We start from the raw sequence: 13,829 nt of genomic DNA on the forward strand, positions 1-13,829 counted from the left end.
GACGGGTGCGCATTTCTCCGTCCGCCCTTGTCCTGACCCTCCTGCTGAGCCTCGGCCTCGCCGGCTGCGCCGACGCGAACCAGTCGGCCGACCCGGCCCCCGACGGCTCAGTCACCTGCGAGTTCCCGCCGGCGGGCAATCCCGCCCGTCCCGTCGACCCGCCGTCAGGCGAGGCCGTGCCTGCCACGGGAACGGTGACGGCGACGCTCCAGCTGACCGCGGGTGAGGTGGCTCTCACGCTCGACAGGGAGAAGGCGCCGTGCACCGTCGCGTCGTTCCTGTCGCTGGCGGAGCAGGGGTACTTCGACGGCACCGAATGCCACCGGCTCGTCGACACGGGCATCTTCATCCTGCAGTGCGGCGACCCGACAGCCACCGGGACGGGCGGGCCGGGCTACACCGTGCCCGACGAGGTCAGCAAGGATCTCACCTACCCGGCCGGCACCGTGGCGATGGCGAACGCGAGCAGCCCCAACACCGGCGGCTCCCAGTTCTTCCTGGTCTGGGCTGACACGCCGCTGCCGCCGAAGTACACCGTCTTCGCGACGATGGATCAGGCGGGCACCGACGTGGTCGGCGGCATCGCCGCCCAGGGGGTCGCGGCCGAGGACGGGATCAGCCCCATCGCCGAGGCGGTGATCGAGGCCGTCACGCTGGGGTGACAGCCTCGGCGGCCAGGAAGCGCCGGCAGACGCTGATGAAGGCCTCCGGCTCGTCGGCGTGGACCCAGTGCCCGGCCCGCTTCAGGGTCACCTGCAGCACCCGGGGGAACAGCTGCCGCATCGGCTCCGCATGCTCCGGGGTGACATAGGGGGAGCGCCCGCCCGTGACCCAGAGGGTCGGGCCGTCGTAGACGGCGTCGATGGGCGGCCAGCCGCCGATCTGGTGCAGCGAGTCGCCCAGCAGGTCGAAGTTCGACAGCCAGCTCCAGTGGGATCCTTGTGCCGCAGGTTCTGCAGCAGGAATCGTCGGACGACGTCGTCCGGGATGGCGGGGGTGAGCTCTCGGTCGGCCTGGGTGCGGCTCGTGAGGTGGTCGATGTCGAGCTGGCGCAGCGCAGCGACGAGGGCGGCGAACGACTGGGCGGCCTCGTTGCGGGCGGGGGAGATGTCCACCACCATGAGCCGGTCCACGAGTTCGGGGCGACGGAGCGCGACCCGCATGGCCAGCTTCCCGCCCAGCGAGTGACCCACGAGCGCCGTCCTGCCGACGGCGTCGGCGATCCAGTCGGCGATCAGGTCGGCCTGCTGATCCAGCTCGAAGGTCTCCGTCCACGGCGACAGGCCGTGGTTGGGGAGATCGATGAGGTGGGACGTCGCCTCGGTGCCGAGCGCGTTGGCGATCGACCCCCAGTTCTTGCCTTGGCCGAAGAGGCCGTGGAGGAAGACCACGGGCGACGGGCCGGACCCCACCGTCAGGGAGTGGAGGTTCACCGTGACACCGCCCAGCAGTGGCTGTGCCAGTGGCGGCGGAGCTCGAGACCGGTGTCCACGCCGACGGGCGGCGTGTCGGGCCAGACGACCACGTGCGCCGTTCCCGCCGCCACCTTCTGCGAGCAGCCGGGGCAGCGGTACTCCTTCTCGGCGCGCTGGGCGGGCACGTCACGCACGATGAAGCTGCCTGCCGCCTTCGTGACGCGCCGCTGGGCGCCGCCTGCGAGCAGGGGCCGCGGGGTGCGCAGGTGCTTCGAGGGGCGCTTCGCCATCAGAACAGCCGATCCTCGGCGTTGTCCATGCCGCGCAGGGCGTCGTAGTCGATGGTGCGGCACTCGATGCCGCGGTCCTCGGCCAGGGTGCGCGCCTGCGGCTTGATCTGCTGGGCCGCGAACACCCCGCGCACGGGGCGAGCAGGGGATCCCGGTTCATCAGCTCCAGGTAGCGCGTGAGCTGCTCGACGCCGTCGATCTCACCGCGTCGCTTCACCTCGACGGCCACGTAGGCGCCGGTGGCGTCCTTCAGCAGCAGGTCGACGGGGCCGATGGGGGTGAGGTGCTCCCGGGTGACCAGCACCAGGCCGTCGCCGAGGGTGGCCGGATGCTCCGCGAGGAGAACCTGGAGGTGCGCCTCGACGCCGTCCTTCTGCAGGCCCGGGTCGATGCCCAGCTCGTGGTCGGAGTCGTGCAGGACCTCGGCGAGCGAGATCCGCAGCGTGTCGCCGTCGCGGGAGCGCACGTTCCACACCTCGGAGACCCGAGCGCTTCCGCCGCGTCGGCCTCCGGCTCGGCGACGGTCATGGTGCACGGGGGGCTCATCCAGTTGAGCGGCTTGTAGGCCCGGTCGTCGGCGTGGACGGAGACGGAACCGTCAGCCTTGACGAGGATGAGGCGGGTCGCCATGGGGAGATGGGCGGTCAGCCGACCCACGTAGTCGACCTGACACCGGGCTATCACCAAACGCACCGCTTCAACCTACCCGTGCGGCCCGGCCGCGTCCAAAGCGGAGCCCGGCGTGAGCCGTCGGGATGATCACGGCTTCTGCGGGGTGATCCGGGTGGTGGGCTCGTCCGCGGCGGCGAACAGCTCATCGGACTCTTCGGCCAGTGCCCGCAGGTCACCCAGCTGGGCGAGAGCCGCGGCCTTGCGGGCCTCGAGCGCAGCGATCTCACGCTCGAGCTGCTCGCGGCGCCAGGCCAGCTTCTCCTCGAGCTCGGACTCGGCCTCGGCCGCCCGCTCGCGCATGGTCTTCAGCGTCTCCTCGGCCTGGCGCGTGGAGCCGAGCCGGATCTCCTCCGCGGCCCTGACCGCCTCGGCCCTGATCTGCTCGGCCTCGAGCCTGGCCTCTGCGACCCGCTCCGCGGCGGCGTCGGCATCGTGCTCGGCCTGGGCGAGGCGTTCCGTGATGGAGGTGGCGGCCGCCCTGGTGGCGTCAGCCGACTTCGTCAGCGCGTCCTGCGCGGCCTTCTCCGCCTCGGCGCGGATGTCGGCGGCGCGTCGCTTCGCCTCCTGTTCCGTCCTGGCGGCCTCGACGCGGGCCGCCTCCAGCAGGCCGGAGGCCTGGGCCCCTGCGCCGTCGACGACGGCCTTGGCGCGGGTCCGGGCGGCCTCGATCTCGAGCTTCCCGTCGCGGCGCGCCATCTCGAGGGTGGAGCGTCCGAGGTCGGCCTGCTCCTGGCGGAGCTGCCGCATGCTGGCCAGCCCGGTGAGCCGGACATCGTCCGCCTCCTGCTGCGCGGACTCGCGCAGGGCGGCGGCGCTGCGGCGGGCCTCGGCCCGGATGCGGTCGGACTCCCGCTCTGCGCGCTCGATGAGGTCCCCGGCCTGGGCCTCTGCGGCCCGCAGCAGGCCGGCGGCGTGGGCGCCGAGCCTGCTGAAGTCTGTGGTGCCGACCTCGTTCTTGACGTACTGGATCTCCCGGGTGGACTCGCGCAGCTGGCCACGCACCTGGGACAGCCTGCCCTCCAGCTCGCGGATGTAGCTGTCGACCGAGTGCTTGTCGTAGCCGAGCATGGCGTGCGGGAAGTTCCCGGCAGCCGTGGCACGGTCCTCGAAAAGGTTGAGGCCGGTTTCTTCGGTGTCGTTGTCGCGGGATTCAGTCACCTTGGGGGTCCTTTCCGTCCACGGCGAGCCTAGCCGGTCGCCTGCCGCAAACGCGGGAGGGGCGGGCCGGCTGTCGCCGGTCCGCCCCTCCACGTCGTCCTTGGATGACTCAGTGCTGCTCGCCCTTGGGGAGCTCGACGAGCTCCAGCAGCACGCCGCGGGCGTCCTTGGGGTGCACGAAGTTGATCCGCGAGCCGCCGGTGCCGCGCTTGGCCTCCGGGAACAGCAGGCGCATGCCGCGCTCCTTCAGGACGGCGCTGACGTGGTCGAGGTCGGCGACCCGGTAGGCGAGCTGCTGCATGCCGGGGCCGTTCTTCGTGAGGAACTTGGCGATCGTCGAGTTCTCGTTGAGCGGGGCCAGCAGCTGGATCTTGGCGTTCTCGGCGCCCTGCTCGCCCGTGCCCATCATGGCCTCGGCGACGCCCTGCTCCTCGTTGACCTCGCGGTGCAGCTCGCGCCAGCCGAAGACCTCGGTGTGGAACTTGACGGCCTCGTCGAGGTCGGGGACGGCCAGGCCGACGTGGTCGATGCAGATGAACAGATCCGAATTCTCCATGGCTTCAGCTTTGCACACGCCCGCGTGACTGCTGAGGGCGGGGTTTGGTAACTGAACCCCGGCGTTTCCGGGCCCGACACGGCGCGCCGCGTCGGGAACCGGCCCCGCGATGGTGCAAACTTGGGTGCCAGGTCTGGAAGAGGAGGGCGCTGTGGTCTCGTGGATCAAGAAGATCCTGTTGGTGCTGGTCGTAGCCTTCGTGCTCTTCTATCTGTTCACCCGTCCTGAGGCGGCGGCGCAGGCCGTGATGACGTTCTTCGGGGCGTTCGAGAGCATCGGCCGGTTCTTCACGACGCTGGCGTCGTAGCGATGGGCGTCCTCGGGCGCTTCCTCGACCCGCAGATCGACGACCACCTCCTCGCCGTCGAAGGTGAGATCGTCATCGACGAGGTCCGCAAGCACTGGGCGGCCACCGCCGGGTGGTACGCGTTGATGGCGCTGAGCATCCCCCTGTTCGCCTGGATGGTGTGGCTCGGGCCGCTGTTCTGGATCGGGCTCCTGCTGGGGCTGACCGCCTTCCTGGTGGGCGCCTGGAAGGTGCATGTCGCCTACATGGACCGCTTCGTGATCACCAACATGCGCGTCTTCCGGGTGCATGGCGTGTTCAACACGCACCTGGCGACGATGCCGATGAGCCGGATCCTGGACATCTCCATGACGCAGCCGTGGGACGGCCTGCTCATGGGCTACGGCCACTTCGTGTTCGAGTCGGCCGCCCAGGACCAGGGCCTGCGCGACATCCGCTACGTCGGCGACCCGAAGCGCCGCGACCTGACGATCCAGCGGGTCATCCAGCTCGCCGGCCTGCGGCAGACGATGAAGGTCGACCTGTGGGACGTCGACGACGCGGCGGAGCCCGACGGCACCTGACGTCGCGACGCCCACCCCTCTGCCGTGCCGCGTCGGACGCGGCAGAGGCGTGGGCGCGTTGCCTACCTGAGTGCCGCGTCCACCAGGGACTTGGCCGCCGACTGCACCTCGGTCAGGTGGTCGGCCCCCTTGAGGGACTCGGCGTAGATCTTGTACTTGTCCTCGGTGCCGGAGGGCCGTGCGGCGAACCAGGCGGTGTCGGTGGTGACCTTGATCCCGCCGATGGCCGCGCCGTTGCCGGGCGCGTGTGACAGCACGGCCGTGATCGGCTCGCCCGCGAGTTCGGTGACGGTCACGTCCTCGGCGCTCAGCTGGGAGAGCCGGGCCTTCTGGGCGCGGTCGGCGTCGGCGTCCACGCGTGCGTAGAACGACCTCCCGAACTCGGCCTCGAGCTCCGCGTAGTGCTGGCTCGGGGTCCTGCCCGTGACGGCGAGGATCTCCGAGGCGAGCAGGGCCAGCAGGATGCCGTCCTTGTCGGTGGTCCAGGTGCCGCCGGCGAGCGTCAGGAACGACGCCCCGGCCGACTCCTCGCCACCGAAGCCGATGGAGCCGTCGGTGAGTCCGGGCACGAACCACTTGAAGCCCACCGGGACCTCCACGAGGCGACGGCCCAGCTTGCCCGCGACCTTGTCGATCAGCGAGCTGGACACGAGCGTCTTGCCGACGCCCGCGGCCGGCGACCAGCCGGGACGGTTCGCGAAGAGATAGTTGATGGCGACCGCGAGGTAGGCGTTCGGGTTCATGAGGCCCGCGTCGGGGGTGACGATGCCGTGCCGGTCGGAGTCTGCGTCGTTGCCCGTGGCGATGGAGTAGCGGTCACGCTGCTGCACGAGGGACGCCATCGCGTTGGGAGAGGAGCAGTCCATGCGGATCTTGCCGTCGGTGTCCAGCGTCATGAACCGCCACGTCGGATCGACCGTGGGGTTGACGACCTCGATGGGGAGGCCGAGCTCGGCCAGGTGCTGCCAGTACTGCACCGCGGCGCCGCCCATGGGGTCGGCGCCGTGGATCAGCCCGGAGCCGCGGATCGCGTCGAGGTTGAGGACCTCTGCCAGCTCCGCGCAGTACGGGGTCCGGTAGTCGTAGCGGGCGACCTCGCCGGCGATCCGTTCGTAGGGCGTCCTGCGGATCGCGGCCGGGTCCCGCAGCAGCTCGTTCGCCCGGGCGGCGATGACGCTGGTGGCGTCGGTGTCCGCGGGTCCTCCCGTGGGCGGGTTGTACTTGAACCCGCCGTCACGGGGCGGGTTGTGGGACGGGGTGACGACGATCCCGTCGGCGGCGACCGAGTTGGCGGCGTTGTGCCGCAGGATCGCGCGCGAGACGGCGGGGGTGGGCGTGTACTCGTCCTCGCGCTCCGCGTAGACGTGGACCCCGTTGGCGTGGAGGACCTCGATGGCGGTGCGCCACGCCGGCTCCGACAGCGCGTGCGTGTCCTTGCCGATGAACAGGGGCCGGTGGTGCCCTGCGCGGCCCGGTACTCGACGATCGCCTGCGTGGTGGCCGCGATGTGGGCCTCGTTGAAGGCGGTGTCGAGGGAACTGCCGCGGTGGCCGGATGTGCCGAAGACGACCTGCTGGTCGGGATCGTCCGGGTCCGGGGTGAGGTCGTAGTACGCCGCGATCAGCGTGTCGACGTCGATCAGGTCGGATTCCAGGGCCGGGAGCCCTGCGCGCTCGTGTGCCATGGGGCACATCCTAGGGCGGGCCCGGTTGAATGGTGCGGTGGCTCTCGCCAAGATAGGGGTCATGACCGATGCGACTTTCTCCCGGCCCGGCGCCGTCGACCTCTCCTCCCTCGCCCAGGCGGCTCCCGCTGCGGCCGCAGGCGGGTTCGTGATCGACCTGACCGAGGCCACATTCCAGGAGGTTGCCGGCAGCTCCATGCAGTACCCGGTCATCCTCGCTTTCCACTCCGCCCACGACCCGCAGGGTGCCGCAGTCGGCGAGACCCTCGCCTCGCTGGTCAACGCGGCCGGCGGCAGGTTCCTGCTCGCCCGCGTCGACGTCGATGCGGAGCCGCGGCTCGCCCAGGGCCTCGGCGTGCAGGGCGTCCCGACCGTCGTCGCCCTGATCGGCGGGCAGATGGCGCCGCTGTTCCAGGGCACGCGTGCGGCCGACGAGATCGCCGCGCTGCTGGATCAGGTGGCGCAGCTTGCGGTCGCCAACGGCATCACCGGCCGGGCCCAGCCGGTCGCGGTTGTGACGGCCGAGGGCGCCGACGGCGGCGCTGCGCCCGCCAACCCGCGCTTCGCCAAGGCCGACGCGGCCCTGGAGGCCGGCGACTTTGCGCGCGCCGTCGAGGAGTTCGACGCGCTGCTGAAGGAGACCCCGACCGACGCCGAGGTGTTGGCGGGACGGGCGCAGGCCGCGCTGCTGGTCCGCAGCCTGAGCTTCGACCCCGAGTCGATCGGGCGCCGGGCGGCCGCCGAGCCGGCGGGCGTCGAGGCGCAGCTGGATGCGGCCGACCTCGACGTGATCAACGGCGCATACGCGGAGGCGCTCGACCGCCTGCTGACGCTGGCGGCCGGCCTGGACGCCGACGAGCGCGAGGTCGTGCGGGTGCGCCTGCTGGAGCTGTTCGAGGTCATCGGCCGCACCGACCCCGTGGTGCTGAAGGCGCGCCGGAGGCTCTCGACCGTCCTGTTCTGAGCGGCTCAGCCCGGGAGCACACAGGCCGGCGTGGTGTCGCGGCCACCGTTCGGGAAGGTCGTGGACCCGTCCGCGGACGGGCAGCCCGGCGCGCGCGGGCGAGGCCTCGCCCGCCGCGAAGACGTGTTCGGTGATCCGGTTGCAGCGGCGGCAGGCCACGCCTGTCGGCGCCCAGGTCGGTCACGAGCACCCAGCGCCCGCCGGGGGCGAGGATGGTCTGGTGTGCGTGCGCTGCGGCCTGCCGGGGACCTGCGTCGGCAAGGCGCCCGTTGCCGGGATCCAGGTGGAGCCTCCAGATGCCCTCACCCGTTCCTGGCGCGGTGCCCGCGGCCGGGTAGGCGCCGATCCAGAGGGTGCGCACGGTCAGGCCCCCTCGTCGCCCACCAGGTGGCCAGCCTCGGTGTAGCCCGTGAAGCCACCGAGCAGCAGTGCCAGGCGCCGCTGCGACAGCGCCGTGACGTGGTCGCCGACGGCCGTCGGCTCGACCCAGTGCACGGCGCGGATCTCCCTGTCGGAGGGCACCACCCTGGCCGCGGTGGCAGCGTCGAGGACGCCGCCGTCGAAGATGAACTCGACGGCGTCGGACCAGGAGAGGTACGGCGGCATCCAGTCGGCCAGCAGCGGCGCCCCGAGCGTGACCTCGAGGCCGATCTCCTCCCGGATCTCCCGCTCGGCGGCCAGCCGCGGTGACTCGCCGACCTCCGCGACCCCGCCGGGAAGCTCCCAGTCGTCCTTGTAGGTGGTCTCCAGCAGCAGCACGCGCCCGCCCGCGTCGCGGAACAGGGCGTGCGCGATCACCCGCTTCGTGGGCAGGATCGAGTCCAGCACCCCCGAATGGCCGTGCGGGCCGTAGACGGGGTCCACGGCGAGCCGCGCGTAGACGAGCAGGTCGTGGTAGACGCCCTCGGGCGTTCGATGACCGACCGCAGCCGCCCCTCGAGCCGGAACCCGGCCCGGTGCAGTGCCGTGCGGGCAGGCGCATCCCAGGCAGGCAGCTCGACCTGGAGGCGCCGCAGCCCGCGGCCCACGAGCGCGTCGTCGGAGGCCAGCGAGACGGCGCGCGAGAGGGTGGCCAGGTCGACCTCCTGCTCGCCCCAGCGCAGCCGGCCGGCGTCGCCGTCCGCGTCGACCTCGACCAGGAACTCGCTCACGGGGCCGTGGAGTAGCGCAGCCAGATCGACCCCAGCGGCGGGACAGTCACCCGCGCGGTGGCGGGGAAGTGACTCCAGGGACGGTCATCGGCGACGATGCGGCCCAGGTTGCCGAACTCGCCGGAGCCGTCGTAGATGGGGGCGTCCGTGTTCAGGATCTCCTCCCAGTCGCCCGGGGTGGGCAGCCCGATCTCGTAGTCGGTGAGGGGCTCCGGCGAGAAGTTCGTGATGCAGGCGACGTGGTTGCCCTGTCCGTCGTGGCGCACCCAGGCCAGCGTGTTGCGGGCCGCGTCGTCGGCGTTGATCCAGCTGAACCCCGACGGGTCGTTGTCGAGCGCGTACAGCGCCGGGTTGGCCCGGTAGGTCAGGTTGAGGTCGCGGAACAGGCGCTGCAGCCCGCCGTGGCCCCACAGCTCGCTGACCCACCACTCGAGGCTGATCGACTCGTTGAACTCCGGCCGCTGCCCGAACTCGCAGCCCATGAACACGAGCTGCTTGCCGGGGAAGCTCCACATGTACGAGTAGAAGGCGCGCAGGGTGGCGAACTTGCGCCAGTCGTCCTGCGGCACCTTGTTGACCATGGAGCCCTTGCCGTGGACGACCTCGTCGTGGCTGATGGGCAGGAGGAAGTTCTCCGAGTACTGGTAGACCATCGCGAACGTGAGCAGGTTGTGCTCGTACTGGCGGTAGACCGGGTCGAGCTGCACGTAGCGCAGCGAGTCGTTCATCCATCCCATGTTCCACTTGAAGCCGAAGCCCAGGCCGCCGGCGTGGACGGGCTTGGTGACCCCCGGGAAGCTGGTGGACTCCTCGGCGATCATGATGATGCCCGGCTCACGCTCGTACAGGTGCGTGTTGACGTAGCGGAGGAAGTCGATGGCGTCGAGGTTCTCCCGGCCGCCGAACTCGTTGGGCACCCACTGACCCTCCTCGCGGGAGTAGTCGAGGTACAGCATGGAGGCGACGGCGTCGACGCGCAGGCCGTCGATGTGGAACTCTTTGGCCCAGTACAGCGCGTTGCTGACCAGGAAGCTCTTCACCTCGTTGCGGCCGTAGTTGAAGATGTAGGTGCCCCAGTCCATGTGCTCGCCCTGACGGGGGTCCGCGTGCTCGTAGAGCGCGGTGCCGTCGAAGCGGCCCAGCGCCCACTCGTCCTTGGGGAAGTGGCCCGGCACCCAGTCCATGATCACGCCGATGCCGGCCTGGTGGAGCCTGTCGATGAGGTAGCGCAGGTCGTCGGGCTTGCCGAAGCGTGACGTGGGAGAGAAGTAGCCGGTGACCTGGTAGCCCCAGCTGGGCTCGAACGGGTGCTCGGCGAGCGGCATGAACTCCACGTGCGTGTAGCCCTGCCACTTCACGTAGCTGACGAGCTCCTCGGCCAGGTCCAGGTACGACTTGCCGCGGCGCCAGCCACCCAGGTGCAGCTCGTAGACGCTCATGGGCTCGGCGTGCGCCGCGGAGGCGGCGCGGGCCTGCATCCACTCATCGTCGGACCACACGTAGCGGGACTCGTAGACGATCGACGCGTTCGCAGGCGCCTGCTCGCTGAACCTGGCCATGGGGTCGACCTTCTCGACCCACGAGCCGTCCGCCGTCTCGATGCGGAACTTGTAGAGCGTGCCCTCGCCAAGACCCTCGATGAAGGTGGCCCACACGCCGCTGCCCGGCACCAACTGGAGCGCGTCGCCGGTCCACCAGTTGAAGTCGCCGATGACCTGCACCGATCGGGCGTTGGGGGCCCAGACGGCGAACCGCACGCCGGTCGCCTGCCCGCCCGCCCCGTCAGGGAGAGTCACGACGTGGCTGCCGAGGCGCCGCCACAGCTCCGTGTCACCCCCGTTGTGGAATCCCTCGAGATCCCTCCCGGTCAGTCCGCCGAACTGGTCGTGGCCCATCGTCATGCTCCTTCGGGAAGTTCTGACAGAAAATCTAGTGGCACCCGCATGAGGTGGGGGCGATAACGCGCTTCGTAGGAGACTTCGTAGCCTGCTTTGTCCGTTTCGTACGCCGTCAACAGCGGATTCGGCACGTCGGGGTCGAGACCGTAGCCCTCCAGGAACGCGCGCCGGCAGGCCAGCAGCCAGGAGGCGGGGGCGCCGCCGTCAGCCCGGGCGTAACCGAACGATCGCAGCATGCCCGCGAGGTCGCGCAGCGGGGTGTCGGGGGCCCGCCGCTCCTCCAGGGAGGCCATGGGCTCGCCCTCGAAGTCGACGTAGACCCAGCGGCCGCGGGTCAGCAGCACCTGCCCGAGGTGGCAGTCGCCATGGATCCGCTGCGTCGCGACGACTTCGTCTGCGATGGCCCCGAAGACGGCGTCGACGGCGGCGCTGTGGGTGGCCACCTCGTCGACCTCGGCCTCGACCTGCGCGAAACGACGGCGGAAGCCAGCCGCGAGGACGGCGCCGGAGGCAGTGGTGTCGCTCGGCAGCCGCTCGGCGAGCGTGCGGTGGACCGTGGCGAGAGCCTCTCCGAGCGCCCACGCGTGCGTGGTGAAGTCGGCGCCGTCGCGGGCGTGGCGGCAGGCCAGGACGTAGCCGTCCGTCGGATCGGGCAGGGCCTCAAGGAAGACGGCGTAGTCGGTTCCATCGACGCGCCAGCGCCCGTACAGCTCCGCGGCCACGCCGGAGCCTGCGAGAACCTCGTGCAGTTCCACGTCGACGTTGATGCCGGGCTCGATACGGCGGAACACCTTCACCAGCAGCTGGTCGGAGAAGAACACCGTCGTGTTGGACTGCTCGCCCGCGAAGCGCCGGGCCGGCAGACCGGCGGGGATGGGCCTGGTGGCCTCGAAGCCGGGGGCGCCGCTGCGCAGCGCCTCCAGGAGCACGGCGCCGTCGTCGCATGCGTCCATGGGGGGTTTGCCGTCGCGCAGCACCAGTGGGATCAGGTAGTCCTCCCGACGGCCGTCGGGGAAGGCCACCTCCAGCACCGCGGGCAGCAGGCGCGCGTCGTGTACCTCGACAGCCTCCCCGGCCCTGGCTCCCGCCACGGTCCCTCCGCGGCCCGGGAACCACCGCTGCTGGGAGGCGAGGTCCCACAGCAGGTCGCGGAGTTGCTGGTCGGTCACAGAGGCGTCACATGGAGGATGTGGGCCGGCCGGCCCGGGTAGAGGCGGACATAGGCCTGCTCGCCCCACTCGTAGGTCTCGCCGGTCAGCTCGTCACGGACGCTGAACCGGGTCGCACCGGGGAAGCCGAGGGCGGCGACGTCGAGGCGCAGCAGAGACTCGACCGTCTCGTCCGGATCGAGCGAGACGACCATCAGCGTGGTGTCGTCGCCGTCGGTCTTGGAGTAGGCGATCACGCGGTCGTGGGGCGCGTGATGGAAGTGGATCTCGCGCAGCTGCTGCAGTGACGGGTGGTCCTCGCGGATCTGGTTCAGGGTGCCCAGCAGGAGGTTGAGGTTGGGCTGCGCGTCGAAGTTCCGGGGGCGGAACTCGTACTTCTCGGAGTCGAGATACTCCTCGCGCCCGGGGCGAGCGGCGCGTGTTCGAACAGCTCGAACCCGGAGTAGACACCCCACGACGGTGACAGCGTCGCGGCCAGGATGGCGCGGATGGCGAACAGCGCCGGGTTGCCCGACTGCAGCGGGAACGGGTTGATGTCCGGGGTGGTGACGAAGAAGTTGGGCCGGTAGTAGGCGGCCATGTCTCCCGAGAGCTCGGTGAGGTACTCGGTGAGCTCCCACTTCAGGTTGCGCCACGTGAAGTAGGTGTAGCTCTGCTGGAAGCCGACCTTGCCGAGCGCCGCCATCATCTGCGGCTTCGTGAAGGCCTCGGCGAGGAAGATCACCTCGGGGTTCGTCTCGGCGACCCGCTCGAGGAGCCAGTCCCAGAACTCCACCGGCTTGGTGTGGGGGTTGTCGACCCGGAAGATCGTGACGCCGCGGTCGATCCAGAAGCGGATCAGCCGCAGGCACTCGTGGTAGATCCCGACCGGATCGTTGTCGAAGTTGATCGGGTAGATGTCCTGGTACTTCTTCGGCGGGTTCTCGGCGTAGGCGATGGTGCCGTCGAGCCGCGTGGTGAACCACTCGGGGTGTTCGGCGACCCACGGGTGGTCGGGCGACGCCTGCAGCGCGAAGTCCAGCGCGACCTCGAGGCCCAGCGATTTCGCCTTCGCAACGAACTCGTCGAAGTCCTCGAACGTGCCGAGATCGGGGTGGATGGCGTCGTGGCCGCCGTCGGCCGACCCGATGGCCCACGGTGACCCGGGATCCTGCTCGCCTGGCGTCAGGGAGTTGTTCTTCCCCTTGCGGAACGCCGAGCCGATCGGGTGGATCGGCGGCAGGTAGACGACGTGGAAGCCCATGGCGGCCGCCGCCTCGAGCCTCTCATGGGACGACCGGAAGGTGCCGGAGTGCCAGGTGCCGTCCTCGTCGACCCAGGCGCCCTGGGAGCGGGGGAAGAACTCGTACCACGAGGAGTACAGGGCCCGGCGGCGCTCGACCCGGATCGGGAACTCGGCGGTGGGGGAGATGTGTTCGCGGGGGCCGAACCGGGCCATGGCCCGGCGGATCGGGGCGGAACCGATCAGCTCCAGCAGCTCGTCGACGGGCGTGGCGGCGTCGACGCTCTGGGCCGTGGCCCGCAGCAGACCCGCGGCACCGGTCACGCCGAGGGCATCGGCGTTGTCCGCCGTCCGTGCCAGGAGGTCGCGGCCCTCCATCACGACCAGGTCGACGTCGATTCCGGCGGGGAGCTTCTTCTCGGCGTGGTGCACCCAGGTGCCCCATGGATCCGACCAGCCCTCCACCCGGTAGGTCCAGTCACCCAGTTCGGCCATGCGGATGTGCGCCTGCCAGACGTCGAGGCCGAGCGGCTCGACCTGCGTCATGTCGACGCGGCGCTGCGTCCCGGCAGGGGAGGTGAGGATCACGGAGGCCATCACGGCGTCGTGGCCCTCGCGGAACACGTTGGCCTGGATCAGCAGCCGTTCGTGTTCGACGGCCTTGACCGGGTAGACACCGCCCTCGATGACGGGGCTTACCCCGACCACGGGGATGCGGCCGAGGCCGCCTTCGGTGCGGACAATGCGCCTGGAGGCGCGGGCGGGGAACACATCGGTCAC

At 70.6% G+C, this 13,829-nt stretch carries 13 protein-coding genes and 4 pseudogenes; 4 read left to right on the forward strand and 13 right to left on the reverse strand.

Going from position 1 to position 13,829, the window contains the following annotated elements; all coding sequences use genetic code 11:
* The first annotated feature begins 5 nt into the window (after positions 1-5).
* Positions 6-662, forward strand: a complete 657-nt coding sequence (locus H9L22_RS04640; RefSeq protein ID WP_187721783.1) for a peptidylprolyl isomerase — start codon at positions 6-8, stop codon at positions 660-662.
* Here H9L22_RS04640 and H9L22_RS20300 read toward each other — a convergent pair.
* The 6 genes and pseudogenes from H9L22_RS20300 to mce all read right to left on the reverse strand — a co-directional run bounded on the left by H9L22_RS20300 (position 649) and on the right by mce (position 4,091).
* Positions 649-966 carry an alpha/beta fold hydrolase gene (locus tag H9L22_RS20300; protein ID WP_406707821.1) on the reverse strand — a complete coding sequence of 106 codons (318 nt, stop codon included), beginning with the start codon at positions 964-966 and terminating at the stop codon, positions 649-651. The genes H9L22_RS04640 and H9L22_RS20300 overlap by 14 nt on opposite strands.
* Before the next feature lie 59 nt (positions 967-1,025).
* Positions 1,026-1,433, reverse strand: a pseudogene (locus H9L22_RS20305) (alpha/beta fold hydrolase); the annotation flags it as partial.
* A complete protein-coding gene (locus H9L22_RS04650; RefSeq protein WP_187721784.1) occupies positions 1,430-1,705 on the reverse strand; it encodes a hypothetical protein in 276 nt (91 codons plus the stop codon). The pseudogene H9L22_RS20305 and the gene H9L22_RS04650, both read right to left, overlap by 4 nt.
* A pseudogene (gene nucS / locus H9L22_RS04655) lies at positions 1,705-2,398 on the reverse strand (endonuclease NucS). Before nucS ends, H9L22_RS04650 begins: the two are co-directional and overlap by 1 nt.
* 66 nt (positions 2,399-2,464) lie before the next feature.
* The gene (locus tag H9L22_RS04660) at positions 2,465-3,535 is read right to left on the reverse strand and encodes a DivIVA domain-containing protein (protein ID WP_187721785.1); all 1,071 of its coding nucleotides are present in this window, start codon (positions 3,533-3,535) and stop codon (positions 2,465-2,467) included.
* Positions 3,536-3,644: 109 nt separating this feature from the next.
* Positions 3,645-4,091, reverse strand: a complete 447-nt coding sequence (gene mce / locus H9L22_RS04665; protein ID WP_187721786.1) for a methylmalonyl-CoA epimerase — start codon at positions 4,089-4,091, stop codon at positions 3,645-3,647.
* A gap of 151 nt (positions 4,092-4,242) precedes the next feature.
* On the opposite strand from mce, the gene H9L22_RS04670 reads away from it, so the two are divergent.
* Together H9L22_RS04670 and H9L22_RS04675 are read left to right on the forward strand one after the other, a co-directional pair.
* A complete protein-coding gene (locus tag H9L22_RS04670) occupies positions 4,243-4,398 on the forward strand; it encodes a hypothetical protein (RefSeq protein ID WP_187721787.1) in 156 nt (51 codons plus the stop codon).
* Positions 4,399-4,400: 2 nt separating this feature from the next.
* On the forward strand, positions 4,401-4,961 hold the full coding sequence (locus H9L22_RS04675; protein WP_187721788.1) for a PH domain-containing protein: 561 nt from the start codon (positions 4,401-4,403) through the stop codon (positions 4,959-4,961).
* Between the two features lie 62 nt (positions 4,962-5,023).
* Here H9L22_RS04675 and pgm read toward each other — a convergent pair.
* Positions 5,024-6,645, reverse strand: a pseudogene (pgm, locus tag H9L22_RS04680) (phosphoglucomutase (alpha-D-glucose-1,6-bisphosphate-dependent)).
* Positions 6,646-6,706: 61 nt separating this feature from the next.
* Here pgm and H9L22_RS04685 point away from each other — a divergent pair.
* Positions 6,707-7,609: a tetratricopeptide repeat protein gene (locus tag H9L22_RS04685; RefSeq protein WP_187721789.1), complete on the forward strand. Its 903-nt coding sequence runs from the start codon at positions 6,707-6,709 to the stop codon at positions 7,607-7,609.
* Here the strand turns inward: H9L22_RS04685 and H9L22_RS20310 are convergent.
* The 6 genes and pseudogenes from H9L22_RS20310 to H9L22_RS04710 form a co-directional block, all read right to left on the reverse strand.
* Positions 7,545-7,970 carry a beta-propeller fold lactonase family protein gene (locus H9L22_RS20310; protein ID WP_187721790.1) on the reverse strand — a complete coding sequence of 142 codons (426 nt, stop codon included), beginning with the start codon at positions 7,968-7,970 and terminating at the stop codon, positions 7,545-7,547. The two genes, H9L22_RS04685 and H9L22_RS20310, sit on opposite strands and share 65 nt — an antisense overlap.
* A 2-nt stretch (positions 7,971-7,972) precedes the next feature.
* Entirely contained in the window at positions 7,973-8,437 is a 465-nt protein-coding gene (locus H9L22_RS18520; protein WP_226966124.1) for an NUDIX domain-containing protein, read from the reverse strand.
* Complete coding sequence (locus H9L22_RS18525; RefSeq protein WP_226966125.1) at positions 8,404-8,760, reverse strand: hypothetical protein; 357 nt, start codon at positions 8,758-8,760, stop codon at positions 8,404-8,406. Before H9L22_RS18525 ends, H9L22_RS18520 begins: the two co-directional genes overlap by 34 nt.
* Positions 8,757-10,655, reverse strand: a complete 1,899-nt coding sequence (gene glgB, locus H9L22_RS04700) for a 1,4-alpha-glucan branching protein GlgB (protein WP_187721791.1) — start codon at positions 10,653-10,655, stop codon at positions 8,757-8,759. The genes H9L22_RS18525 and glgB overlap by 4 nt, the downstream gene beginning before the upstream one ends.
* Positions 10,656-10,657: 2 nt before the next feature.
* Positions 10,658-11,827, reverse strand: a complete 1,170-nt coding sequence (locus H9L22_RS04705; protein ID WP_187721792.1) for a phosphotransferase — start codon at positions 11,825-11,827, stop codon at positions 10,658-10,660.
* Positions 11,824-13,829, reverse strand: a pseudogene (locus H9L22_RS04710) (alpha-1,4-glucan--maltose-1-phosphate maltosyltransferase). The gene H9L22_RS04705 and the pseudogene H9L22_RS04710 overlap by 4 nt, the downstream one beginning before the upstream one ends.

The organism is Tessaracoccus defluvii (assembly GCF_014489575.1).
Lineage (GTDB): Bacteria > Actinomycetota > Actinomycetes > Propionibacteriales > Propionibacteriaceae > Arachnia > Arachnia defluvii.

Coding starts and splice junctions, on each gene's coding strand:
- H9L22_RS04675 (WP_187721788.1), top strand. CDS start 4,401: ATGGGCGTCCTCGGGCGCTTCCTCGACCCGCAGATCGACGACCACCTC.
- H9L22_RS04685 (WP_187721789.1), top strand. CDS start 6,707: ATGACCGATGCGACTTTCTCCCGGCCCGGCGCCGTCGACCTCTCCTCC.
- H9L22_RS04650 (WP_187721784.1), bottom strand. CDS start 1,705: ATGGCGAAGCGCCCCTCGAAGCACCTGCGCACCCCGCGGCCCCTGCTC.
- mce (WP_187721786.1), bottom strand. CDS start 4,091: ATGGAGAATTCGGATCTGTTCATCTGCATCGACCACGTCGGCCTGGCC.
- glgB (WP_187721791.1), bottom strand. CDS start 10,655: ATGGGCCACGACCAGTTCGGCGGACTGACCGGGAGGGATCTCGAGGGA.